Genomic DNA, 26,093 nt, shown 5'->3' with positions numbered 1-26,093 from the left:
CAGAGCCCCTAACAACGCTCAGCTCGACTGCCATGATCTTAAATGAATCATCAAATTTTCTATGCATCTCTACAAATTTAAAATTACTTATTAAATCTGTCTCGCACTAAAGGTAGCAACTCCAGTGTGTTCAGCAAGCCCGAAGTGTTCACCGTTCCAGTCAAATCAAAGAAAACCACATCCACGGGAATGGTCGAGGACTGTATGAATGCTTCCGCATCCGTTAGGGCATTGTCAGCCTTGCTTTGCAGTACCGGATAGGCTTTTTTGTTGATGGTGGAAAATTGGCGGTGTGCCAGTTTTTTCAGCACCTCGTTCTGCATGACCGCTTTCAAATCCCGTTCCCTCATCTGACAGATGCTGTGCTGTGGATAATCACAGTCAAAGACGGCTACATTATAGCCCATTTGGTAATGGAGTATGCTTGCCGTAACCGTTGTAAACGTGCTTTTCCCAACGCCCCCTTTTTGGCTTGAAAAAGCAATGAATTTTGTCCTGTTTGTTGCTTCCATTTCTATTCTATTTTTAAGTTTCTATTTCCGTGGACTGCCTGCCGTCTTGCATTGAACAGGGCTGTCATCCCTGCACACTGTCCGGCAGTCTTGATACAATCCCGTCTGTCGGGCTTGCCATCGTTCGTTCAATCAGCCGTGCCGTCATTCCGGCTTTCACACGGGCAAGACCGATGGCTTGCCTGTCGTCCTGCCTGTTGGAATGGCTACCGGATAGTTTTCATGCCGCCCGGTATTCCTGCCTGCCGAGCGGAACGCCGTCATGTGTTCCGGCATTCCTGCGCTCCGTCTTTCACAACTGCCATCGGGAGCGGATGCCTGCAAACAGGCTTGCGTGACTGATAGCGCAAAGAAGCAGGTTATTCCGCTCCATTGATTTAAAGCGGTAATCCACGGCATTTTTTGGCAATGTTTGGTCGTGGCGGATAGGTCAATGCTTTGAAAAAGCTACCCTTACTTTGTAAGGGCTTAAATGCAAAGGGTGAATGGAAAAATCATTGGAGAATGGAAGTTATGGGCGGAACGGCGCAAAGCCGTTTTTTTCCGCTTTACCCAATCCGTATCCGCCGATAGGCGGACGGATTTTCTGTTCACCCGAACAGAGCAAGTTATGTTTTGAGATGCTCGAAATAAATTCCGCACCTCAAAACCACTTGCCCTTGCAGGGGGCTGAAAACCGCTCCAAAGTCGCAGTTTATAGTAATTATTAATGGATTTAGATATGGAAGACAACAGAAGAAACCGAACAAACAAAGTTGGTCGCAAGCCTAAGAAAGACCCTGCCACCCACCGTTATTCGATTAGTCTCAACGACATGGAAAATGCACAGTTCCTTACGTTGTTCGAGCAATCGGGAATGAAAGTAATGGCACATTTTATTACAGCCTGCATCTTTCAGAAGCCAGTCAAAACCGTAAAAATTGACATGGATGCAGTCGATTTTCATACGAGGCTGACCAATCTTTACAGCCAGTTCAGAGCGGTTGGCGTGAATTACAACCAAATAGTGAAGATACTTTACCGTAATTTCTCGGAGAAAAAGGCATCGGCTTACCTCTTTAAACTGGAAAAGCAGACGGCAGAAATGGCGGACTTATGCCGGAAAGTGATTGAACTAACACAGGAATTTGAAAAAGAACACCTGCAAAAACACAGATAAGATGATAGCAAAGATTGGAAAGGGTGAGAATTTGTACGGTGCTATTTCCTATAACCAAAAGAAGATTGACAGCGAAAACGGACAGGTTCTGTTGTTGAACAGAATGCCCGAAACGTTGGATAATACCTTTTCGACCGCTTACCTGCACCAGTGTTTTGAGCCGTATCTGTCCGCAAATATCAAAACAGAAAAGCCAGTGCGCCACATATCGCTGAACCCCGATCCTGCGGATAGGGTCAGCGATGGGCAGTTCGTAAAAATGGCGCAGGAGTACATGGAGCGCATGGGATATGGCAACCAACCTTATATCGTTTTTAAGCATACCGATATTGAACGCACCCATATTCATATCGTAACGGTCTGTGTGGGTTTGGACGGCAAGAAGCTACGGGACAGTTATGACCATCCACGTTCGATGGCAATCTGTCGGGATTTGGAACAAATGTACAACCTTATACCTGCAACGGAAAAACAGCGTACCGGAAACGAGCAGGTATTCCGTCCGGTGGATTACAGAGCCGGAGATGTTAAGAGCCAAATCGCATCGGTGGTGCGACACTTGCCGAAGTATTACAGTTACGCAAGCCTCGGAGCGTACAACGCTTTGCTATCGCTTTTCAATATTACGGCGGAGGAAGTCAAAGGGGAACTGCACGGACAGCCTAAAAACGGTCTTGTTTATCTTGCGCTGAACGAACAGGGAGAAAAAGCGAGCAATCCTTTTAAGGCATCCCTTTTTGGCAAACAGGCAGGACTGGACGAACTGCAAAACCAATTCGCAAAGGCTAAGGAGAAAATGAAAGCCGACCCCACAAGAACCGTACTCAAAAGCACCATTGAAGTAGCGATGCACACCGTCACTAATGAAGCCGATTTTAAAAAGCAGTTATTGGAACAGGGTATCAATACCGTGGTACGGCGCAACGATGAGGCGCGTATATATGGTATGACTTTTATCGACCACGAAAGCCGTACCGTTTGGAACGGTTCAGCTTTAGGTAAAAACCTTTCGGCGAATGTCTTTAATGATTGGTGGAACGAGCAAGCGGTTGGGCAACCCCAAGAAGCTGAAAAAACAAACGCACAAAATCAGTCATCTATCACGCGCAACACCGTAGAGAAAGAGGAAGCCCATGCACTTTTTAACTTCCTAAATAAAGAACAGCCGACCGATGATTTATGGATAGACGGATTGGGTGGGCTACTGCCAGAGGCACAGGGCGAAGACTACGAGGAACAGGAATTTGCCAACCGTATGAAGAAAAAGAAGAAACGCAAAAGGCATGGAAGACAACAATAGCTTTTTTGACCATCAAAGACCAGGATTAACATCTTGGTCTTTGATGGTTAGCTTTGAATGAAACGTTTAACAGAGTGGATGGGTAAACCGCATTTGTAGGAATAGACTACAAGCAATAAACATTTCCCAACCACATAAAGAAATAGAAAATTTCGGCTTATTCAATCCTATGTAGTAGTCGTTTTAGGTCTGTCTTAACACCTAATTCATCAAACAGCTTTTTTGATAAGTTCAATGAATTTTGGAAAGCTGTTTTTAAATTGTCGGCGTCCAAATCAGATGTTGTCAATCTAAATGCTGAATACCAATCTTTATCAATGTCTTTTTCAAGACTTTTTGTCGGACTTTCCCAATGATTGGTTTGATTTGTTGCTATTCGGATTAACCAAAGTAAATACTTTTGTACGTTCGACAGACTTTGGTAAGCGTGAGCGTATTCCTCTCGTTTAATCAAATTGTTTGTTGTCAATAATACATTTAGTAATGATTTACTTAAAAGTAAAATGTTTTCATTTGTAGTTCGGTCGGGGAATTTTGTTTTTATTTGATTAAGCGTTTCAGTCAAAAGACCGTTTTTGTCAATTAAGTTCATTTGGTCAAAATCACTGAACGATACAAAACCCTCCCACGATTTTATAACGTCAATCTCATTTACTGTTAAAAAATGAAATTCGCCTCTAATCAGGTTCTCAAAAATGGCAACTTCACTTCCGTATTCATTCGTAAAATATAACGCTGTCGGATAAATCTGATTTACCCACTTTTCGGCAGAAAAATTTTCTTTGCTTTTCAGAAAAATATAAAACTCGATGTCAGAATATTGGTCGCCCTCATTTTTGGTAAACGAACCATACATTAAAACTGCGGAAACATTTTCGTCTTGTTGAGCTATTGATTTGGTTGTATCAATCATTTGTAACTGTGTCATTGTAATAAATTTAAGTTTGTAATAGATTTCTTCATCACTTATGCAAAAGTGATGAGCTATCATTTCTTTTTTGGACAGTTACTTATAGCTTCATTGGATTAAATATTTTAGTTTTTGTTAGGAACAAAGGTACAAAAAATTGCTCTTGATACTCAATAGCGAGTTTTACCTTTTCTGCTTCTACGATACTCAGCCAAACTAAGCCCCCAAAAGCCATCCGACACCGCTTTGGATAAGCCCTTTTAAATAGCCTCTAAATTTCCTGCGTCACTAAAATTTTTTGTTATGCAAGGAGAAGACGATTTGAGAGGATTAGCCAAAATCATGGCTTTTATGCGTGCTGTAAGTATTCTTTTGGTACTGATGCACTTTTATTGGTTCTGTTACGGGTTCTTTGCCGAACGTGGATGGACACTGGAAATTATCGGCAAGATACTGACCAATTTCAACCGTACCGCAGGGCTATTTGCCCACACCCTTTACACCAAGATTTTTGCCTTGCTGTTATTGGCGTTAAGCTGTCTCGGCACTAAAGGCGTAAAGAATGAAAAGATAACATGGGCTAAGATTTACACCGCCTTAGTTATCGGTTTTGTGCTGTTCTTTCTGAACACGCCATTGTTAAAGTTGTCGGCAGGGGTTGCCACATCGCTTTATATCCTTACAACGAGTTTGGGTTATATAGCCTTGCTCATGGCAGGGGTATGGATGAGCCGACTGCTCCGCAACAATCTGATGGACGATGTTTTCAATAATGAAAACGAGAGTTTCCAACAGGAAACCCGTCTGATAGAAAATGAATACTCGGTCAATCTCCCAACGAAGTTTTTTTACAAAGGCAAATGGAACAATGGATGGGTTAACATCGTCAATCCTTTTCGGGCTTCGATTGTGCTTGGTACTCCCGGCTCCGGAAAATCCTACGCCATCGTAAACAACTACATCAAGCAACATATCGAAAAGGGATTTGCGATGTATATCTACGATTTTAAGTTTGACGACCTTTCCACGATTGCCTACAACCATTTGCTGAAACATTCCGATAAGTATAAGGTAAAGCCGAAATTTTATGTTATCAATTTTGACGACCCACGCCGTAGCCACCGATGCAATCCGCTAAGCCCTGCCTTTATGACGGATATATCCGATGCCTACGAAGCCTCTTATACCATCATGCTTAACCTTAACAGGTCGTGGATTTTGAAGCAAGGGGATTTTTTCGTGGAAAGCCCAATTATATTGCTTGCCTCAATCATTTGGTATCTGAAAATCTATGAAGATGGAAAGTATTGTACATTCCCCCATGCTATTGAATTGCTGAATAAAAAATATGCAGACGTTTTTACGATACTGACCTCATATCCCGAACTCGAAAATTACCTGTCGGCTTTCATGGATGCGTGGCAGGGCGGAGCGCAAGACCAATTGCAGGGGCAGATAGCATCGGCAAAAATTCCATTGTCACGGATGATTTCGCCACAGCTTTATTGGGTGATGACGGGTGATGATTTTTCACTGGACATCAACAATCCCCAAGAGCCGAAAATCTTGTGCGTGGGCAATAATCCCGACCGCCAAAATATCTATTCGTCCGCTTTAGGGTTGTACAATTCGAGGATTGTAAAACTCATCAATAAGAAAGATAAGTTAAAGAGTTCCGTTATAATAGACGAGTTGCCTACGATATATTTTCGGGGTTTGGATAATCTTATCGCAACGGCACGTAGCAATAAGGTTGCGGTATGTTTGGGCTTTCAAGACTATTCACAATTGATAAGGGATTACGGCGATAAAGAAAGCAAGGTCATCCAAAATACCGTGGGTAATATTTTTTCCGGTCAGGTAGTGGGCGAAACAGCTAAGAATCTAAGTGAACGCTTTGGAAAAGTGTTGCAGAAAAGGCAAAGCATGACTATCAACCGTAATGACAAATCTACTTCTATATCCACCCAATTGGACAGCCTTATTCCGGCTTCCAAAATATCTACCTTGACACAGGGAATGTTCGTAGGGTCTGTTTCAGATAACTTTGATGAGCGTATCGAGCAGAAAATATTTCATGCTGAAATTGTCGTGGATAACGAAAAGGTTTCTGCCGAGACCAAAGCATATAAGAAGATACCGCAGATATTATCTTTTGCCGATGAAAACGGCAACGACAATATGAAGCAGGTCATTGAAGCCAATTACAGGCAGGTCAAAGCAGACATTGTGCATATTGTAGAAAGCGAAATGGAGCGTATTAAGAACGACCCCGATTTACAGCATTTGATCCAGAATAGCAAATAAAAACTTTGAATGAACTTTTTTATTCATAACGTTTTAACGAACAGTATTTTTTATAACTTTGTACCATGAACTATTCAAATACAGCAATGATGGCTAAGCCTTGGAATAACTAATCCAAGTGTTACTTTAGTACACTTCCCTTCTTAGAAGACAATCATCGTATTGCTCTTCCTTTTTTTGTTGTATAACTATTTCATTAATTTTCATGGAAAATAGAAAATGGGTACAGACCTATGTATTTATATGGTCTGGACAATTTATATCTATGTTGACCAGCAATGCCGTTCAATTTTCAATTATTATTTGGTTGAGTTTAGAGCATAGGTCGGCTGAGGTATTGGCTTTTGCAGGGATATCAGGAATGCTCCCACAAGCTATAATAGGGACTTTTGTTGGTGTCTTTATCGATAGATGGAACCGTAAAAAGGTCTTAATAATGTCTGATATTTTTTTAGCACTGTGCGCATTAACGATGAGCATTCTTCTACGAAATGAAACAGCAAATATCAATTGGATTTATCTTATGTTGGGTTTACGTTCTGTTGGAAATGCGTTCCACTCTCCGGCAATACAGACTATAGCTCCACTTCTTGTGCCAAAAAAAGAATTGATTAGGATAGCAGGAATTAATCAAGTAATACATTCGGTGAGTGGAATAGCTGGTCCAGCAATTGGAACTTTAGCTATCACTTACTTGTCTATTTCCACCGTCTTATACTTAGATATACTTGGAGCAATTATCGCCATTGTATCTTTAGTATTTGTGCATATTCCTCACATCAAAACAAATACAAAGCTTTCAATAAGTTACATTTTGAAAGATTGGAAAGATGGTTTCAAGAATGTTTTAGCGAAGAGAGGTTTAGCTCTACTTTTCTTATACGCAATGATGGTTACATTTTTCATTATGCCAACTGCAATTATGTTTCCTCTATTAACAACTGAATATTACAATGGGGGTAAATGGGAAATGAGTGTGATCGAAATTGCTTGGTCTGTAGGAATGCTATTAGGAGGTGCAGTTTTAGGTTTAGCTAAGATAAAAACTAAAAAAATCATTATGGTTAATTCCATGCATATATTATTAGGAGCTTCTTTTCTATTATGTGGCTTGTTACCATCCACATGGTTTATAGGATATGCTGTAATTACCATATTGGCTGGTATTTCACTATCAATATTTTCAGCCTCATTTACAACGATTATACAATTGGAAATCGCTTCTAACATGTTAGGAAGAGTGTTTTCTATGTACTACAGCTTAGCTGTTTTACCATCGGTTGTAGGTTTGTTATTTACTGGTGCATTAGCTGAAAAAATCGGAATATCAAATTCGTTTTTACTCTCAGGTTCGATAACAATACTAATTGGAATAGTTTCCTTTTTATCGCCTATGTTAATGAAAATTGGTAAATCTAAAAGGGATGTCGGAAAAAGTAACATTATAAGCGGTGAAATATCGCAATTAGTTAATAAGAATTAATTTATAATAATCTATACCGTTTAAATGGGATAGATGCAAAAATAGAAAAAAATGACAATCAAGGATATTCAAATACTTGCAGAAGAGCATGGACTGTTATTAACAGAAAATATAAGATTTAATGAAATGGGTATCGACTTTAGGGTAGGTTTCGCTATAGATAATAAAGGACAGAGGTGGTTACTTCGTATTCCTCGGCGGAATGATATGAGTGAACAAATAGATAAGGAAAAGAGAATTTTACATCTTGTAAAAAAACACCTATCTGTTAAAGTTCCCGATTGGAAGATTACATCTCCAAAATTAATAGCCTATCCACTAATTAAAGAAAAACCTGCACTTACGGTTGATGCGGAAACTTATGGTATGGTTTGGAATATGGATAAAGACAGTCCAAACTATATACAATCATTAGCGAAATCTTTAGTAGAGTTACATGATATTACAGAAGAAGAAGTGATTAAAAATCATCTGAAGATTATGAAGCCGTCTGATTTAAGACCAGAGATTGATAATCAATTAAAAACGGTAAAATCAGAAATAGGGATAAGTTCAGAGCTTGAATTACGCTATAAAAAATGGTTAGATAACGATAAACTATGGCCAGATTTTACACAGTTTATTCATGGTGATTTATATGCAGGACACATACTTACCTCACAGGATGGTATTGTCGCAGGAATTATTGACTGGTCAACAGCCCACTTAGGAGATCCAGCGAATGATTTTTCTGGACATGTAACTATTTTCGGAGAGGCAAGTCTTCGAAAGCTAATTACAGCTTATGAAAATCAAGGTGGTAGAACTTGGGGGCAACTTTATGAACAAGCTATAGAACGAGCTTCTGCATCAGCCTTGGCATATGGGTATTTCGCATTAGAAACTAATGACGAAAATCATATTATGGGAGCAAAAGTTCAATTAGGTGTAATCTAATTATTTTTTCACAAATCAAGACGGATTAATTCCGTCTTGATTTTTTCTGTGTATGAATTGCTTGTAATTCATTAGTTAGAATTTTTATCTATTAAATAGAACAAACAATAATTAACAAAATATGAATAATTATTTCAAAGAAATATTCCATAATCTGGAAACGGCAATCAATGAATTGGAAATTGAAGCCGATTGCTCCATACAACGCATAGAAGCCGTTATACATCTGATTTTGGAATGCCTGTCCGAAGTAAAGGTGTAAGCTTCCCTGAAAAAAAGACTGTTAGAGAATAGAAAAATGATTGATAACTTTAACAGTGTATTATGAAAGGTAAACGATTCAAACCAGAGCAGATCAGTAAGATTCTTAAGGAATTCGAGGCGGGTAAAAGTGTTCAGGAGATTACGCGCGAGCACGGAGTTAGTCCGGCCTCATTTTACAAATGGCGGCAGCGATACGGTGGCCTTGACGGCAGCGAGCTGAAACGCGTAAAGGAACTGGAGGAAGAGAACCGCAAGCTTAAGCGGATGTACGCTGATCTTGCCCTTGATTTGGAGGCCGCAAAGGAGGTCATTGCAAAAAAGCTTTGAAGCCCTGCCAGAAAAAACAGATTGGCCAGGAATTGATGGGGTCAGGGAAAGGCATCAGCAGGGCGTGCCGGGTGTTGGGTTTGAGCAAGACCTGTTATTATTATATAAATAAGCGCGATGATAGTGAGATTGAATCCGCTCTGCGTAAGAAGGCGGAGGATTTCCCACGGGAGGGTTTCTGGAAAGCGTTCAGGAGGTTACGCCGGGAGGGCTATGGATGGAACCACAAACGCGTCCATCGGGTGTATAAGCTTATCGGACTGAACATAAGAAGGAAAGCAAAGCGGCGGTTGCCACAAAGGATAAAGCAGCCGCTTGTTAAACCCATATCGTCCAATGACACCTGGTCGATGGATTTCATGAGCGATGCGCTGAGCAATGGCCGCCGGTTCCGCTCTTTCAACGTAATGGACGATTTCAACAGAGAGGCATTGCATATCGAAGTGGATTATTCCCTACGCAGTTCTCGGGTGGTCTGGGTGCTGAACCATCTGATTAAACGCAGGGGCAAACCTAGGAAAATCAGGATGGATAACGGTCCGGAGTTCATATCCCAGCTTTTAACGGAATGGAGCATGGTCAACGGCATCGAGTTTTTATATATCCAGCCCGGAAAGCCCACGCAGAACGGTTTCGTGGAAAGATTGAACGGCACTTACCGTGATAATGTGTTGGACTGCTACCTGTTTGATACATTGGACGAAGTGAGGGAAGTTACCTGGCAATGGATGGATGATTATAACAATCACAGGCCACATGACAGTCTTGGAAATATGCCACCAACAGAATATGCTGCTCTATCCAATATTGAAAGAGATAAACAGGCGTGTTAGGTATTTAGGTTTAGGTTAATTTGAAAGGAATTTTGTAAAATTACACAGTCTTAATTTCGGGAAGCCGACAAAGGAGCGTATCTTAAAAAAAGGGTTTAAGAATGTTGACGAAGAAATCCGCTTTTTTAAATATCAAAAACCCACCATTGTTGCCAAACTCATTTATTACAATGCTATTTACAAAATCGAGACAAAGAAGCCTTATGGTGCAAAGCCCATAAGAAAGTACCTCAATAGAGAGTTGAAAAAACTAAAAAGGTTCTTTGACAACAACCTCGATTTTTATAAGTATTACCGTAGCAACAATTCCTTTCTTGACGAAAGTTTTTTTGTACGTGGCAAACATGATATAAAGCTGTGGTTGGATACTTATTATTTCCAGTCTGACCAGTCCTTTTCCACTTCGCATGATTACAAGGTCGCCAAGATAATAGCCAACGATTTGATACAGGTTTACATCGAAGACCAGTTGTATAACAAATTCCAAAAAGACAAACCGAAAGCCTTTAAAAAATTGAAATGGACGGGTAGCAAAGTGGCGTTGATAGAATTGATTTATGCTTTGCACTATCAAGATGTATTTGACAAAGGGAACAACGACATAAGAGAAGTCGCTCAATATTTTGAAAGCACATTTGATATTGATTTGGGTAATTTTTATCAGACCTATTTGGAGTTGAGAAACCGGAAGATGAACCGTACTAAATTCCTTGATGCGCTTCGAGAGGAACTTATCAAGAGAATGGACGAGCAGGACGAAAAGTAGGGTTTGGGCGTGCCACCGTCTGCATTTTATCCCCATGCCCAGGCTATCGAAAAAATGCAGACGGGTCGGGCTATCCGCTATATCTTTTGCGGATCTGCGAGGACCGCAAAAGGATGTCGCTTCTATCCCTCACGCTGTATGCCGTCCAAAAAACAAAACATTTATTTCCTTTTTGGTTTCCTGTTTTCAAATTCAAAGGAGGTTTCGGCTTTGTCGTTCATGACGATATAGGCATTGAATTTATTGCCCGAATTGCTTTTCATGCCTTTGATAAGGTTGGTCTTTCCTTTGGTCAAAAGACTTTCTATATCGGCAAGGCTTAATGGCACTCCGCAAACAATACGGAATTGAAGCCAACCACAAGCCTCATCGGGGCATTTTACAACCTTGTTCCAAATCAATAGCTGACGGCTCTTGCATTTGGGGCAGTTTAGTTCGGGTTGCTTTTCATCGGTAATGCCCGTGTCCAAAAGTTCCCGTGTTATGGAAGTGGCATAGGCTTCCATATCCCTGTGAAAAGCATCTGCATCCGCCTGGTTGTTCTCGATTTTCTGCAATGCCATTTCCCATTCGGCGGTCATGGCTACATCGGCAATCTTTTTGTCCTTAACCACCCCGTAAACCTGCAATCCCTTATGGGTAGGGATAAGGGATTTCTTTTCACGCCTGATGTAATCCCTCTTAAAAAGCGTTTCTATAATGGAGGCTCTTGTGGCAGGTGTACCGATGCCGATGTCTTTTAGGGCTTTCCGTTCGTCATCGTTATCAATTTCCTTTCCGGCATTTTCCATTGCGGACAACAGACCTGCCTCGGTGTAAAGCACGGGCGGTTTGGTTTTCTTTTCCAGTACGGATGTCTCTTTGATTTTCAGCTCATCGCCAACCTTTAATTCCGGCAGTTCCTGCACAGGTTCGCTGGTGTCATCTATGAATTTTTCTTTGATGCCACGCCAGCCGGCTTCGAGGATTTCACACCCTTTCAGTGTAAAATCATAATGAAAAGCCTGCAATCCGATGTCTGTTATTACTTTGGTACAGGCAGACGAAAGGGCTTCCAACAGGCGGTGCGCAATCATATCATAGATAACATTTTCGTGTGCCGTTAATTCTGACGGGATTTTTTCGGTAATCAGCAGACCGTGGTGGTCTGTGACCTTTACGTCATTCACGATGCGTTTGTTGAAACGCCCCCATTTCACTTTTCCGACCGCTTTTTTACAGGAAGCCCGTGCTTCCAAATTCCTTACCAGTGCAGGGATTTCCGACCACATATCTTCGGGGATGTACTTGCTCCCTGTACGGGGATAGGTGATAAACTTCTTTTCATACAGGCTTTGGGCAATGTTCAATGTTTCCTCGGCGGTATAGAAAGCCCTTTTGTTTGCTTCTTTCTGCAATCCCGTAAGGTCGAACAGTAAAGGCGGTTGCTCCGAAACCGTTTTGGTTTCCACTGCCGTAACGGTTGCTGTTCCGTTACGCTGAATAGATTTCAGCGTATCGTCAGCGAGTTTTTTGTCATCCCATTTGGTCTTGGAAAGGCTCTTAAAGTCCACAAATTCTTTCCGGTGTTCCAACTGGATTTGAAAGTATTTCTTGACGGCAAAGTCTTTGTTTTCCAAATACCGCTTACAGATAAGGGCAAGCGTTGGCGTTTGTACTCTACCAAGCGAGTAAACGCCACGCCCTGCCGAAATGCTCAACGCCTGCGAGGCATTGATGCCCACAAGCCAATCGGCTTTGCTCCGCCCTTGTCCGGCACGGTACAGCCCGTCAAATTCGCTTCCGGCTTTTAGGTTGTCAAAACCCTGTTTAATCGCCTTTTCCGTGAGCGAGCTTATCCATAGGCGTTCAAAGGGTTTCCGGCACTTTAGGTATTCATAGATGTACCTAAATATGAGTTCCCCCTCACGTCCGGCATCGGTGGCCACGATAATACTATCGCATCTGCCGATGACCTGTTCGATAATCTTTAACTGTTTTAAGGCTCCGCTATCGGGAACATAACTTTTGTCCTTTTTTACCTTGCGTACCGTAAGGATAAAAGGGTCGGGCAATATGGGCAGGACTTCCCTTTGGAAGCCCGATACCCCGTAATCTTCGGGCATCGCCAGTCCGACCAAATGCCCCAATGCCCACGTAACTTCGTATCCGTTCCCTGTTAGGTAGCCATCCCGTTTTTCGGTCGCTCCCAACAGGGTAGCTATTTCTCTCGCCACACTTGGCTTTTCTGCAATGATTGCTTTCATGATACTATCTCTTTTAATGGATTTTGTGGTGAACATTTCTCTTTGAGAAACCCCTTCGTATTCTGTGAAAGGTGATTTCCAAAGGAAAATGTTTTTTGATGGTATTATCTTTTTACCCCTCTGGATTTAGCCGGACGGTTGGGGTCATTCTGCCGTTGCTGTTGCGTTTTGTTTTTCGGCGTTTGTTGCTCCGGTTTCAGCGGTTCGTTGACTTGCTTGGTTGCTTCGTTGGTTTTCCCATTGGAGTTTACGGCAACCTGTGTTTTGTGCGCCTCGGCAGGCTGTGCCTTATTTTTCAGCGCATTGGGGTTCTTAAAACTGAAATCAAAATTTCCTGTTTCTTTGTTCAGCGTAACGTAGCCTTTATACGGCTGTCCTTGCCCATCTTTGAAATCCGAAATGTAGAGTGTCTTGCCCTCGTTGAGTTGCTTGTACTGTTCATCGGAGAACACTTTGTTGCGGAACATTTTCGGGTCGTTTTCCTGTGTCTGCTTGGGGGCTTTATCGCCAAAAAGAAACTCCGTATATTTTTTGTCGGCGTTGAACTGCACATGGGCATTTTTGTTCGTACTGTTCTTAAAATCCAACCCCTCTAAATAAATGGCTTTCCCATCTTTTAAATCCCGTTTTTGGTCTTCGGTCAACTTTACGCCCTTAATCTCATCGGGTACTTTAATCCTGTCCTGCCGGAATGCAATAACCTCATTCGTTAGGTGGGCAATACTGATAATGAACGGTATCTTTTCGCCTGTCTTGCGGTTGGTCAATTCCACCACACGCCCCATGTTTCCGGTTTTGAGCAGGTTTTCCCTGTCCTCTTTGGTAAACTCGTGACCAAAGAAAGGGGCTTTAAGGTTGGGTTCATGGCGTACACCATACATTATAAGTACAGGTTTCCCGTCTTCACCGTCTTGGAAACCGAGCCTTGCATCCGAGCGCATGATAACCGCACCGAAATTGACACTTGTGGGATATACCTTATTGGTCTTATAGCCCTTTAACAGCAAATCCAATTGCCCGTCTTTTTCAAGCCTCTCTTTGTTTATCCCAAATTGCGCTAAATAATTCCAGTCCACATCTTCCGCCTTATAGCGGTATTCGCTTTTTTCCGGTGCTTGCTGTGTTTCCGGTGTCGCCTGTGGTGCTTCCACATCCTTTTTGGTTTCCTGTTGTTGCTCTTTTGGCTCTTTGACCTCATGCTTTGCCATGACAGCCTCGCCCTCTTTGGTGGGGGCATTGACCTGTTTCTGCATTTCTTTGGCGGTTTCGACCGCTTCCTTTGCAGGTACTTTGAAAAATGAGAAATGGGTCGGGTCTTTAAGCTGTCGCCAAAAGTTGGAGAAGAAATTTGTAAATAAATCTCCGGCTCTGTCCACTCGCATAAATTGGCTTTGGTTTTTCTTGGTGGCATCAACGGTTTTCAGATTGCCGTTTTCGTCAATACCCGTGACGGCTTGGATTTTCTTTTTTTCCTTGTCCATTACCAACAGCACATCCGAAAGCTGTTCGGGATATTGCTGTGGATTTTCATTTGTCTGTTTGCTCATGATATTGATTTTTTAAAGTTTACATTGTCCGAAAGTAGGTGAAGCAGGTACGGCATAGCCGTACCCGTCTTTTCGTGGTAGGGTTTGTCATCGGTTTTCTTTTGTACGCCGTATGGGGGCTTTGAAACTTTCCCTGATGAACTGGTGTACATCCGATAATTTGTAGTACAGCTTTCCGCTAATGGTATAATACGGTAGCTTGCCCGTGGAGCGGTATCGTTGCAGGGAACGGTGGCTGATTTTCAGCATGAGGAGCAGGTCTTGGTTATCTAGTAATTCCTCGCCGTCTATGCTGTGCCGTTCTTTCTTGATGTTTAGGACGTACTCTTTCAAAATATCGAAACGCTCCATTATACGTTCCATCCATGCGATAAATTCCATTCTGTCGATGTTCATAACAATACTTTTTAATGATTTCTAACACCACAAAATTGGAGCGATTGGCGCAGGCTGTCTTCCGATATGTGTCTATCAAAAAGGCACTTTTTTCATTTTTTTACAATTCGTGTAAAGTGCTGTCTTTAGTCTCTTTTCGCACTTTTGGTCTATAGGTCGGCATCCAAATCAATGGATTTGCCGATAGACACATATAGGCAAACGGACAAAAAAAAGACAACACCGATTGAGAGGGCACTGAAAAACTATCCATTAAAAAAGGGCTTATGAATTTTTATGTTCATAAGCCCTTATCTTTTGTCTATTTGAATGCTTCTATATTTTAAGTCGCAAATACTCGATTCTCAAAGGGTTTAACACATGGTTTTCAAGCATTTTGAAACCTCTAAATTTTTAAGAAGACTTTTTCAGTGCCCTCCCGATTGATGCTGTCCTTTTTCCGAAAAAAGAAGATGAGAATTATGGGTTATCTTCCTTTTCCATATATTCCTCTAAGCTGTATTTGAGTTGGTCTAAAAACAACGTCCGTGAGCCTGCACGGGTCTTCATCCGGTGGAAGCTGTTATGGATGTCGTTCAGTGATATACGGAACAGGATTTGGAATACCATGCTGATTTTGCGGATGCCTATTTTCCCGTGCGAAATGGCATCGCAGGCGTATAGTGCATAAATCAATTCGATAAGGGCATTTTTAGATTGTGTCCAAAAAACATCTTTTGTTTCCTCGTGTTGTTTCAATACATCGGGATTTTGTTCGGGGCTTAGCTTTGTCGTCAGATAATTATAGATTAATTCGTTGGCGATGATTTTCGCCACCTTGTAATCAAAATAGGTTGAAAATTTGGGGTCTATTTCGAATACGAAGCTGTTCAGCCCGTCATAATAGTTAATGTTTCCCAACGTGAAATAGTGCCCGTCACGGTCGGCTCTGCCGGAGCGGTAATACCTGTAAAATTCGGAATTGCAGATATGCTCTTGATATTCCTGTTTTAAGTCACGCAATTGCAGAGCGAAATAGTTTTGGTGCAGTTTTCCATTATCGACAGGGCAAGCCGTCTCAATCCGGTACACCTTATTGTAATAGATAAGTTTTCCGAGGATGTTCGGCTTGACCTGTTTAAAAAAATGGATTTCCTCGTCCTTACTGGAAAAGCCCTCGTTTATCACGTCCTCTTTGACGGCACATAATAATTCTTGGAGGTAAACCGTCATCTTATATGCCTCGTCAATGAAACTGGAGGTTTCGGCTGATAGCTTCCTTTCTTGCTTTTGAATTTCAGCCACGATGTTGTTCAAAGGATGTCTCATAGATAAGGTTTTTAAATGTACACTATGACTATCTACATACAAATATTATCCTTTACAATGAGTTTGGCACAGGACACATGTCGAAGTCATGAGGAGTTTTATTGTCATTGAAAGAGGGTAGATGTTTGATAGAGAGAAAGTAAATAAATAACTTTCTGATATTTAATGTTTAAATATAGATTCACAGTGTACATTTTGATAAATAACAAGTGAGTTTTAGGCTCTTCACATGAAGAGCCTAAAGATTTAATGAACTATATGTTTGTGATAAAATTCATATAGTAATTCTATATTATCAGAACAAATTATAGGAATAGCTTCTGACAATTTTTCTTCATCCCAATCCCACCATTTGATTTCTAAGAGCATTTTGATGTGCTGTTCACAAAATCGTGATTTGATTGTCTTTGATGGGTTTCCACCAATAATCGTATAAGGGGCAACGTCTTTAGTGACCACTGACCGACTGCCAATTACGGCCCCATCACCGATTTTCACTCCTGGCATGATTATTACCTCGGTTCCAATCCAAACATCATTGCCAATCACTGTATCGCCGGCGTTTTCAAATCCATCAATTGCTTTATTGAAGATTTCCACCTCTGGCATATAAAAAAATGGGAAACTGGATATCCAACTGTGTCTATGCCCTTGATTTCCCGCCATAATAAAGCTAACACCACTTCCAAGGGAACAAAATGAACCTATGACCAATTTATCAACGTCATCTCTATCTGGAAATAAATAGCGAGCGCAGTCATCAAAAGAATGTCCATGATAATAACCTGAATAATAAGAATATTTCCCAGCAGAGATATTAGGATTGGTTATGTGGTCTTTAATAATTTTGCCTTTAAAAGGGCTTTCAAAAAAATTAATCATTTTAGCATATTTTAAAAATTTAACAAATAAAATCCATTGACATTCTGTGAGTGCCATGGAAAAAACATTTATTTGTTATATGCTAATCAGATTTCTTCATGGGGCAAATATATAAAATTGAAACTGAATAAAAGGAGTTTTAATGTATTTTTACCATATTAAACACCCTCATTCTTTTTTAAAAGAAATATTTTTGAAGTATTTTTTAGCCTTGGATTGAATTTTTTTAAATTACATCATCTTTTCACCCTCACTATCTTTTTTGAGTTTTTAGACTGTTTAGGCTGATAAACCTTTTCCAAAAATTTATCAGATTGATAAGGACTGTTTTTTAATTGATTTAAACGCCTCAAATCTTCCAAAAAAGAGTTCGAGTTTTGTACCAATGGGTTCACAAAACAAGAAGCTCAATCGAAAGATTGGGCTTTTTTTTATAATTTATTATTCTACAGTACCAATTTTAACCATTTTTGATATCTATTTAAAAATTTTATAGATATTTAGAAATAAATTAAGAAAAATACCATTAGATCTTTACTCTAAATTACAAGCTTAAAAACCATAATAAAAGAACTTTTGGACACAATTAAACTTAATTGTTTTTTTTTAAGCCCACAGTAATACCTAATTATAGGTATTTACCGCAATATCCTCTGAATTTATTCGTATTCATAAGCGAGTTAAAGGTAATTGGATTGATTTTTGCTGAGTGTGGACAGATTACGACCAAACTTTAACCGTATATCTACGAAAAATTTATTTATAAAGTCTACTTATGATCTTGATTGTCGATGATAAAAAAGAAAATATATTTTCATTGAAGACCCTCTTGGAGTCCAAGAACTTTGTTGTAGATACTGCGCTTTCTGGTGAAGAAGCGTTAAAAAAGGTGCTCAAGCGAAATTATGCACTTATCATATTGGATGTGCAGATGCCTGGTATGGATGGTTTTGAGGTTGCAGAAACCTTAGCCGGATACAGTCGCACGAAAGATATACCTGTGATCTTTCTATCAGCAAATAACACTGATAAACAGTTTATTACTAGAGGCTACGATTCAGGAGGAATAGATTACATTACTAAACCAGTAGATCCCGAAATTCTCTTACTTAAAGTTAGAACGTTTTCTAGATTGTACGAGCAAACGGTATCGCTTAATGAAGCACAATCCAAACTGCAATCTGAAATAGAAACGCGTAAAAAAGCTCAAGAAGAACTAAGAAAGCAAGTAGAGCATTTACATTCCATTATGGAAAGTTTGCCGCAAATAGCTTTTACTGTAGACCATAATGGAGACATTAGCTATGTAAACCACAGCTGGTTCAATTTTTCTGATTCTGCCCTTACCCTCCCCGAAACTCATCCTAATGAAACAGATCAACTAGCTTATTTTCTTGCTAATTGCAAAGAATTGGAGACTTCTATTGAAAAGGAAGTTCGAATCAAAGAATTGCGAACCGGGTTATTTAGGTATCATTTATTACGTATCATTCCTATCAAAGAGAATGGCAAAGTTTGCAACTGGATTGGAACTTTAACGGATATCAATGATCAAAAACTAATTGAAAGTAAAAAGGACGAATTTCTTAGTATTGCGAGCCATGAATTAAAAACGCCTCTCACTGGAATAAAAGCATACGTCCAGTTGCTCGAACGTGTACTAACTAAACAAGATTCGGATGTAGTCAAAACATATATTGGACGCGCCAAAGACGAAGTCTCAAAATTAGAATGTCTTATCGCTGATCTGTTGGATATCTCTAAAATCGAAAATGGACAGATGAAAATAGACAAAAAGGAGATTGATCTGGAAAAAACTATCAGCGATGCTATGGATACCATCCGCGAGACACATTCCTCATCTATTGTTGTTGAAAGAACTGGTGAAATTTTCGACAAACCTATTGCAGCGGATGCACTACGCATCGAGCAAGTATTGGTAAATTTCTTAACAAATGCCCTAAAATATTCCCCCGATACAGAAAAAGTATTGGTAAAAACCTGGGTTGAAGACAACAAAGCTTGCATCGCTGTACAAGATTTTGGAATAGGCATACCTGTTGAAAAACAGAAATACATTTTCTCTAAATTCTACCGCGTGGAGGAATCTTCCTTGAAATTTCAAGGATTAGGTATAGGTCTTTATATCTGTGCCGAAATAATCAACCAACATCAAGGAAGTTATGGTGTGGAAAGTAAAATCGGCGAAGGAACAACAATCTATTTCTCTTTACCTTATAACCAACTAAATTATGCCTAAACAACTCATTAAAAAGCTTCAAATAGGCTTTGGGTTATCATTTATTATACTACTTATCACTTCGATTGCGTCATTTTTGAGTGTACGCAATCAGATAAATCAACGCGAAAAAGTATTACATACCCAAAATACTTTATTGAGTACTGATCGTGTTTTAGTTGATTTGTTGAATGCTGAAACTGGACAACGTGGCTATATTTTGACGAATAACGAAGCATTCCTTGCTCCATTTTACAAAGGCATGGAGTCGCTTCCCAAATCAATTGAACAAATTCGAAATCAACTCGAAGTTACCTCATCACAATCAACACGTATCGATAGCATTTCAAGTCTTGTACATGCTCGATTGAGTATATTAGGTGAGATTGTGGATGCCAAGAAAGCAGGTAAAGAAATTGACTTAAGTCTATTGGAGCAAGGAAAAGTCTACATGGACAGCTGTCGTATCCTGATTGAAGATCTGATTGAAACAGAAAGTCAATTGCTAGAAGTAAGAAGTCGAGCAATGAACGTTACGTCTAATTATACGTCAATGTTTATCTTAATTGCTTGCTTTGTTTCTCTTATTATTACCTTTTTCTTCTACAAACAAATTCGCAATGAATTTACAGCAAGAGAAAAACTACAAAAAGAACTTCAGGATAAAGATATTCAGCTAGCCAAAAGGTTGGGTACAGTTCAGCGTATTGCTCGAAAAATAGCTGAAGGCGATTATTCAGTTCGAGCTAATGAGGACGAAAAAGACCATTTGGGTGGTATTGCCGCTGCATTAAATGAAATGACTGAAGCACTTCAAAAATCTTTTGATGAAATCAGTCAAAATGAATGGAAACAAACTGGATTAGTTAAAATAAATGAAATTCTAACAGGCAATAAACCTGAAATCGAAATAGCAACCGACGCATTAGCACACCTAATACACTACGGTGAATGTATTAATGGGGCGTTTTATATCTTAGAAAATAAAAAACTGGCTTTAAACAGCGCATATGGTTTAGAATCCACTATGCTCAAAGATTACCAACCTGGCGAAGGAATGGTAGGAAAAGTATTTTTGGATAAAAAAATAAAATTACTAGAAAATATTTCGAAGGAAGATTATGTCGTAAGTTTTGCTAATGGTCAAATTAAGTTAGCAAATATTCTGTGGCTACCTCTCACTGCGAAAGGCGAATGTTTTGGTGTAGTTGAATTGGCGTCCGATACTGAATTTGAGGAAGTTGATCTTGAATTTTTCCAAGATGCCTGCAAACTGATCACTTTAGAAATTTTAGCTGCCAAAAGTAGACAGCGGATTCAAATGTTGCTTGAAGAGACACAAGCACAATCCGAAGAACTGCAGATGCAACACAGTGAATTAGAAGGTCTTAATAATGATTTAGAAGAATACACACAAAGATTACAAGCTTCTGAAGAAGAACTGAAAGTTCAGCAAGAAGAATTGATGCAATCCAACCAAGAACTGGAAGAACGCGCCAAACTTTTGGAAGAAAAAAATCAGCTTATTGCTATTCGCAATACAGAAATTCAGAAAAAAGCCGAAGAACTTGCATTGAGTACAAAGTATAAATCCGAATTCCTAGCAAACATGTCTCATGAATTGCGTACGCCGTTAAATTCAATTTTACTTTTGTCTCGATTAATGGTTGAAAATGCGGATGAAAATCTCAATGAAGATCAAATAGAATCAGCAAAAGTTATTCAAAGTTCGGGCACAAGTTTATTGAGTTTGATTGACGAAATTTTAGATTTATCTAAAATTGAAGCAGGTAAAATGAAGTTAGATTACGAATCTGTTTCACTTTCTTCGCTGTGTCAAGATTTACAAAATATGTTCCGTCCTGTTGCTTTGGATAGAGGATTGGAATTCTACACGGAGATCGATACCTTGTTGTCAGATTACATGGAGACGGACAAACTTCGCTTGGAACAAGTATTACGCAATTTGATTGCTAATGCCATTAAATTTACACAACAGGGTGAAGTTCGCTTACGTATTACACCAGACCCGTTGCGCCATAATTTTATCCAGTTTTCTGTTTCAGACACTGGAATTGGAATTGATGCAGACAAACAAAAAGTTATTTTCGAAGCCTTCCAGCAAGCCGACGGTTCTACACGTCGTAAATTTGGCGGAACTGGTTTAGGTTTATCAATCAGCAGAGAAATTGTAAAATTACTTGGTGGTAATATTGGATTACAAAGTCGATTGGATGAAGGAAGTACGTTTACTATTCAGATTCCTATGAATAAGGATTCCATAGTTGATCAGAAATTAATTTCTGAGCCAATAAATATTACTTCTTCTCAGCAAGAATCAGAACTTACAGTAGATTTAAAAGAAGAAAAAATCCCTTATACATTAATAGATATTCCAGAGGAAATAGATGATGACCGCAATAATTTAAAGGTCGGTGACAAAATCATTTTGATCGTGGAAGATGATACGAATTTCGCTAAAGCCCTATTAAAATACACGCATCAGCAAAAATATAAAGGCATTGTCCTTGTGCGTGGCGACCAAGTATTAGAAGTAGCCGAAAAGTATCAGCCATTAGCCATTTTACTGGATATTCAGCTACCTGTAAAGAATGGTTGGGAAGTAATGGATGAGTTGAAAAACAACAGCAAAACACGTCATATCCCAGTGCACATCATGTCTTCTTTACAGATGAAAAAAGAAAGCTTGATGAAAGGTGCTATTGATTTTATCAATAAACCTGTGGCACTAGAACAAATGGGACAAATTTTCCAAAAAATAGAGGAAGCTTTAAATCGTCATGCGCAAAAAGTATTGATTGTCGAAGAAAATCCGAAACATGCTGAAGCACTCTCCTATTTCTTAAACAATTTTGATATCACATCTGAGATAAAAACCAATGTCGAAGACAGCGTGCAGACTTTATTAAATTCAAAAGTCAACTGTGTCATTTTGGATATGGGCCTACCAGACAAAACAGGCTATGCTACATTGGAAGCCATCAAAAGAAATCAAGGCTTAGAAAATTTACCAATAATTATTTTTACGGGTAAGAATCTATCGCATGCTGAGGAATTAAAAATAAAAAATTATGCCGATTCTGTGGTAATCAAGACAGCGCATTCGTTCCAACGAATTTTAGATGAGGTCGGACTGTTTCTTCATTTAGTCGAAGAACAAAACGGAGATTCGAAGAATAAAACCAATAAGTTAGGCGCATTAAATGAAGTTTTGCACAACAAGACAATTTTGATTGCTGATGATGACGTGCGTAATATTTTCTCTTTGACCAAAATATTAGAGAAATACAATGTCAATGTCGTCTCGGCTATGGATGGCAAGGAAGCTCTTGAAAAGCTCAAAAGCAATCCAGATGTGTCTATTGTACTCATGGATATGATGATGCCTGAAATGGATGGCTACGAGACCATTCAAAAAATTAGAGAAATGAACGCTTATAAAAACTTACCGATTATTTCTGTAACGGCTAAAGCGATGACAGGCGATAGGGAGAAATGTATACAGGCTGGTGCTTCAGATTACATTTCAAAACCAGTGGATAAAGATCAACTATTATCCCTGTTGCGTGTTTGGTTATATGAGATATAAATCTAAAAGAAGATGAAAACCGAGAACAGAGATGTGGTCCTAATCATTGATGATGACAACCGCAATACTTTCGCCTTGCAGTTAACATTGAAGGCTAAGGGTTACAAATTTATATCTTCATCGGATGCCAAAGAAGGTTTGGAATTTTTGACTACTAAACCAAATATTGGTATTGTATTGATGGATATGATGATGCCTGAGATGGATGGTTACCAAGCATTAAAAATCATTCACTCGTCAGGGAAATATCCAAAAGTACCCGTCATTGCAGTTACTGCACAGGCTATGAGTGGTGATCGCGAACGTTGTATTGAAGCAGGTGCTACAGATTATATTGCAAAACCCATTGACGTGGATATTTTGATGAATATCCTTAGAAAATATATGTAAAAATGGAGCTAGATATTATCCGAGATGATGAAATGGAATTGCTTTTGGACGATGTATCGGCATTATACGGTTATGATTTTTCGCAATACAGTAAAGCATCGCTAAAAAGACGCTTAAATAGAATTTGTTTGGTAGACAAGTTTGCAAGTTTTGCAGAATTACGGTACAAAGTAATCAGTGATAATTCCTATTTGCAGCGCTTCGTAGAAGAGATTACTGTTAATGTGACAGAAATGTTTCGTGATCCTTTGTTTTACAAAAAACTTCGCAACGATATTCTTCCAAAATTGGGAACATATCCGTTTATTCGCATTTGGGTGGCAGGCTGTTCCACTGGTGAAGAAGCATATTCTATCGCTATTCTACTAAAGGAAATCAACCTATATCACAAAGCATTAATTTATGCAACTGATATTAATCCAACGGTGATTGAGAAGGCTTCCAAAGGAATATTTCAGTTGAGTGTGATGAAACAATATTCTGAAAATTACATTCATTCTGGCGGAACAGTAGATTTTTCTAGCTATTACACGGCAATGTATGACTTGGTAAAACTGCAAGAAGATTTGAAAAGTAGAATATTATTTTCGACACACAATCTTGTATCAGACAGTTCTTTCAACGAATTTCAATTAATTATGTGTCGGAATGTATTGATATATTTTGACAAAGATCTTCAAAATAAAGTGTTTGAATTGTTTGACAATAGCTTGCAACCTTTAGGTTATTTAGCTTTAGGTGATAAAGAGACTATACGTTTTTCCTTACTAGAAAAACGGTACAAACAATTTAAAGGTCAAAAGATTTGGCAAAAAATAAGTTAACAATTACATGCAAACAAAAGTATTATTAATAGGTGGATCCGCAGGTAGTATACCCGTACTATTGCAATTATTGCCAGACATTCATGTCGATATTGGCTTTCCTATTATTATTATTTTGCACCGCAAAGCATATCCGAAAAGTACTTTGCATCAGCTTTTTGAAACATCCACTGCGATGAAGGTCCAGGAAGTGGAAGACAAAACTAAGCTAGAAAATGGCACTATTTACCTTGTGCCAGCAGATTATCATTTACTATTTGAGAACGAGCGGTATATTGCTTTGGATGCTTCCGAAAAAGTAAATTATTCGCGACCATCCATAGACGTCACGTTCGAATCTGCTGCACGTGTATTCCATGATACCGCTGCTGCTATTTTACTTTCAGGAGGTAGCCAAGACGGCGTAGAGGGATTAAAAACTATACTTTATCACCACGGAAAGATAGCCATTCAAGATCCATCAACAGCAGAAGTAAGTTATATGCCGCAGCAAGCTCTAGAGAAAATACCAGAAATCTGCCAACTCCTACCCGAGCATATGGCTACATATATTAATCATTTGAAAAAATAAAGGATCAGCATACCTATGAAAAATAAGACGATACTAGTATTTGATGACGATAAAGCTATTTTAGAAATATTTTCAATAGTGCTCGAAAGCGCGGGATATCACGTAGAAATATCTTCTACGTCACATGATATTATTGAGAAAGTGGCTAAAGTGAAACCAAATTTAGTCATCATGGACAATTGGATACCTGAAATAGGTGGCGTAGAAGCCACTAAGCTTTTAAAAAATCATCCAGATTATAAATACATTCCAGTGATTTATTGTTCCGCAAATAACGATGTAGAAACATTGGCAAATCGTGCTGGAGCAGAGACTTATTTATCCAAGCCATTTGATTTGGATGAATTGGAAAAAAAGGTTGAACTTACCATCAATTCTATTACCACTTAAAATAATCACACATACATAGGCTTTCCATGAAAGCCATCGGTTTCAAGCAAGAGCTCAATCAATTATTGAGCTCTTTACTTTTATCAATAAATAATTGTTATTTCAAGAGAAAAAAGCTTCTTGGAATAAGTTCAGATTCTTTGACAGACTCATCTATAAGAATAATATGAAAGTAAGAATCAATATCCACTTAATATATTTTAAATTTGAATACTGCTGACAATAAGTTGTCATCTTCAGTAAGTATATTTGAAATTAATCTAATCAATTAGCTTTATGTTTTCCGTCCAACAAATTGAAGATGCGCACGAAAAAGTAAAATCTGGTGCTGACTTCCCCAAATATATTCAAGAAATTAAGGAATTAGGCGTATTAGCTTTTGAAACTTGGCTTCGTGATAGTCATACGGTGTATATTGGAAACAATGGCTTTCAGACTCAGTCCCCAACAAAATATGAAAACCTAGAAATCTCTACTAAGGTAGACTTGGAGAAATTTAAAAATTACCTAAAAATTCATCAAAAAGGGCAAACAGATTATTATACCTTTTGTACGCATTGCGCCGTAACAGGTATTGAGAAATGGATTGTAGATCTGTCCGAAATGACTTGTACATATTATGACCAATCGAAAAATGCGGTTTTGATAGAGACAATTGTTTCTAAATATTATTAACCTGAATTCGATTATTAATTGTATTTAAAATTGCAATCATGGTGGTAAATGTTTATATTTAAGTATCTGAAATTCAAATATTTAACAATATACCAGACCATGATTACATACGATAAAGTTACCGATATTTTCTGCATAGTTGATGAGTTTTGCAAGAACTTTGAAAAAAACACTAAAAACTTCATCATTGGGAAGGCTTCAAGACGACCAGCAACCAT

At 39.0% G+C, this 26,093-nt stretch carries 22 protein-coding genes and 1 pseudogene; 16 read left to right on the top strand and 7 right to left on the bottom strand.

Annotated elements, in window-relative coordinates:
* Positions 1–83 precede the first annotated feature (83 nt).
* The gene (locus FLS47_RS12145; RefSeq protein ID WP_223225267.1) at positions 84–512 is read right to left on the bottom strand and encodes a ParA family protein; all 429 of its coding nucleotides are present in this window, start codon (positions 510–512) and stop codon (positions 84–86) included.
* Between the two features lie 721 nt (positions 513–1,233).
* On the opposite strand from FLS47_RS12145, the gene mobA reads away from it, so the two are divergent.
* Complete coding sequence (gene mobA, locus FLS47_RS12140) at positions 1,234–1,671, top strand: conjugal transfer protein MobA (protein ID WP_149914636.1); 438 nt, start codon at positions 1,234–1,236, stop codon at positions 1,669–1,671.
* Between the two features lies 1 nt (position 1,672).
* Complete coding sequence (mobB, locus tag FLS47_RS12135; RefSeq protein ID WP_149914635.1) at positions 1,673–2,971, top strand: conjugal transfer protein MobB; 1,299 nt, start codon at positions 1,673–1,675, stop codon at positions 2,969–2,971.
* 157 nt (positions 2,972–3,128) lie between these two features.
* Here the strand turns inward: mobB and FLS47_RS12130 are convergent, their stop codons facing one another.
* Positions 3,129–3,884: an aminoglycoside 6-adenylyltransferase gene (locus FLS47_RS12130; protein ID WP_449441408.1), complete on the bottom strand. Its 756-nt coding sequence runs from the start codon at positions 3,882–3,884 to the stop codon at positions 3,129–3,131.
* Between the two features lie 300 nt (positions 3,885–4,184).
* Between FLS47_RS12130 and mobC the strand changes: the two genes are divergently transcribed.
* The 6 genes from mobC to FLS47_RS12105 all read left to right on the top strand — a co-directional run bounded on the left by mobC (position 4,185) and on the right by FLS47_RS12105 (position 10,797).
* Positions 4,185–6,188, top strand: coding sequence for a conjugal transfer protein MobC (gene mobC / locus FLS47_RS12125; RefSeq protein WP_149914633.1), 2,004 nt, complete (start codon positions 4,185–4,187; stop codon positions 6,186–6,188).
* A 205-nt stretch (positions 6,189–6,393) separates the two neighbouring features.
* On the top strand, positions 6,394–7,671 hold the full coding sequence (locus FLS47_RS12120) for an MFS transporter (protein ID WP_149914632.1): 1,278 nt from the start codon (positions 6,394–6,396) through the stop codon (positions 7,669–7,671).
* Between the two features lie 51 nt (positions 7,672–7,722).
* Positions 7,723–8,607, top strand: coding sequence for an Mph(E)/Mph(G) family macrolide 2'-phosphotransferase (gene mph / locus FLS47_RS12115; protein WP_045754347.1), 885 nt, complete (start codon positions 7,723–7,725; stop codon positions 8,605–8,607).
* 121 nt (positions 8,608–8,728) lie between these two features.
* Positions 8,729–8,869, top strand: a complete 141-nt coding sequence (locus FLS47_RS18295; RefSeq protein WP_188347423.1) for a hypothetical protein — start codon at positions 8,729–8,731, stop codon at positions 8,867–8,869.
* 62 nt (positions 8,870–8,931) lie between these two features.
* A protein-coding gene (locus FLS47_RS12110) for an IS3 family transposase (protein WP_149914631.1) occupies positions 8,932–10,031 on the top strand; the annotation gives its coding sequence in 2 pieces (ribosomal slippage) (positions 8,932–9,184 and positions 9,184–10,031; 1,101 coding nt in all).
* A gap of 79 nt (positions 10,032–10,110) precedes the next feature.
* The gene (locus tag FLS47_RS12105; RefSeq protein WP_149914630.1) at positions 10,111–10,797 is read left to right on the top strand and encodes an RteC domain-containing protein; all 687 of its coding nucleotides are present in this window, start codon (positions 10,111–10,113) and stop codon (positions 10,795–10,797) included.
* Positions 10,798–10,958: 161 nt separating this feature from the next.
* Here the strand turns inward: FLS47_RS12105 and FLS47_RS12100 are convergent, their stop codons facing one another.
* The 5 genes from FLS47_RS12100 to catB all read right to left on the bottom strand — a co-directional run bounded on the left by FLS47_RS12100 (position 10,959) and on the right by catB (position 17,176).
* Positions 10,959–13,043: a type IA DNA topoisomerase gene (locus FLS47_RS12100; protein WP_149914629.1), complete on the bottom strand. Its 2,085-nt coding sequence runs from the start codon at positions 13,041–13,043 to the stop codon at positions 10,959–10,961.
* Between the two features lie 104 nt (positions 13,044–13,147).
* The gene (locus tag FLS47_RS12095) at positions 13,148–14,590 is read right to left on the bottom strand and encodes a DUF4099 domain-containing protein (protein ID WP_149914628.1); all 1,443 of its coding nucleotides are present in this window, start codon (positions 14,588–14,590) and stop codon (positions 13,148–13,150) included.
* 87 nt (positions 14,591–14,677) lie between these two features.
* Positions 14,678–14,986: a helix-turn-helix domain-containing protein gene (locus FLS47_RS12090; RefSeq protein ID WP_013632691.1), complete on the bottom strand. Its 309-nt coding sequence runs from the start codon at positions 14,984–14,986 to the stop codon at positions 14,678–14,680.
* 459 nt (positions 14,987–15,445) lie between these two features.
* Positions 15,446–16,294, bottom strand: a complete 849-nt coding sequence (locus FLS47_RS12085; RefSeq protein WP_149914627.1) for an RteC domain-containing protein — start codon at positions 16,292–16,294, stop codon at positions 15,446–15,448.
* Between the two features lie 246 nt (positions 16,295–16,540).
* On the bottom strand, positions 16,541–17,176 hold the full coding sequence (catB, locus tag FLS47_RS12080; protein WP_149914637.1) for a type B chloramphenicol O-acetyltransferase: 636 nt from the start codon (positions 17,174–17,176) through the stop codon (positions 16,541–16,543).
* Between the two features lie 775 nt (positions 17,177–17,951).
* Here catB and FLS47_RS12075 point away from each other — a divergent pair.
* The 8 genes and pseudogenes from FLS47_RS12075 to FLS47_RS19145 all read left to right on the top strand — a co-directional run.
* The gene (locus FLS47_RS12075; RefSeq protein WP_149914626.1) at positions 17,952–19,436 is read left to right on the top strand and encodes an ATP-binding response regulator; all 1,485 of its coding nucleotides are present in this window, start codon (positions 17,952–17,954) and stop codon (positions 19,434–19,436) included.
* Positions 19,429–23,025: a response regulator gene (locus tag FLS47_RS12070; protein ID WP_149914625.1), complete on the top strand. Its 3,597-nt coding sequence runs from the start codon at positions 19,429–19,431 to the stop codon at positions 23,023–23,025. The genes FLS47_RS12075 and FLS47_RS12070 overlap by 8 nt, the downstream gene beginning before the upstream one ends.
* A gap of 12 nt (positions 23,026–23,037) precedes the next feature.
* Entirely contained in the window at positions 23,038–23,415 is a 378-nt protein-coding gene (locus FLS47_RS12065) for a response regulator (RefSeq protein WP_149914624.1), read from the top strand.
* A gap of 2 nt (positions 23,416–23,417) precedes the next feature.
* Positions 23,418–24,239, top strand: a complete 822-nt coding sequence (locus FLS47_RS12060; RefSeq protein WP_149914623.1) for a CheR family methyltransferase — start codon at positions 23,418–23,420, stop codon at positions 24,237–24,239.
* A gap of 7 nt (positions 24,240–24,246) precedes the next feature.
* Positions 24,247–24,810 (top strand): chemotaxis protein CheB, encoded by a 564-nt coding sequence (locus tag FLS47_RS12055; RefSeq protein ID WP_149914622.1) that lies wholly within the window; start codon positions 24,247–24,249, stop codon positions 24,808–24,810.
* Between the two features lie 15 nt (positions 24,811–24,825).
* Entirely contained in the window at positions 24,826–25,200 is a 375-nt protein-coding gene (locus FLS47_RS12050; RefSeq protein WP_149914621.1) for a response regulator, read from the top strand.
* A 276-nt stretch (positions 25,201–25,476) separates the two neighbouring features.
* The gene (locus tag FLS47_RS12045) at positions 25,477–25,875 is read left to right on the top strand and encodes a DUF1398 domain-containing protein (RefSeq protein WP_149914620.1); all 399 of its coding nucleotides are present in this window, start codon (positions 25,477–25,479) and stop codon (positions 25,873–25,875) included.
* A gap of 99 nt (positions 25,876–25,974) precedes the next feature.
* Positions 25,975–26,093: pseudogene (locus FLS47_RS19145) on the top strand (IS982 family transposase); the annotation flags it as partial.

Origin of the sequence: Sphingobacterium cavernae (assembly GCF_008520265.1) — a bacterium.
GTDB classification, from domain to species: domain Bacteria; phylum Bacteroidota; class Bacteroidia; order Sphingobacteriales; family Sphingobacteriaceae; genus Sphingobacterium; species Sphingobacterium cavernae.
This window is presented reverse-complemented; position numbering and strand designations above follow the sequence as displayed.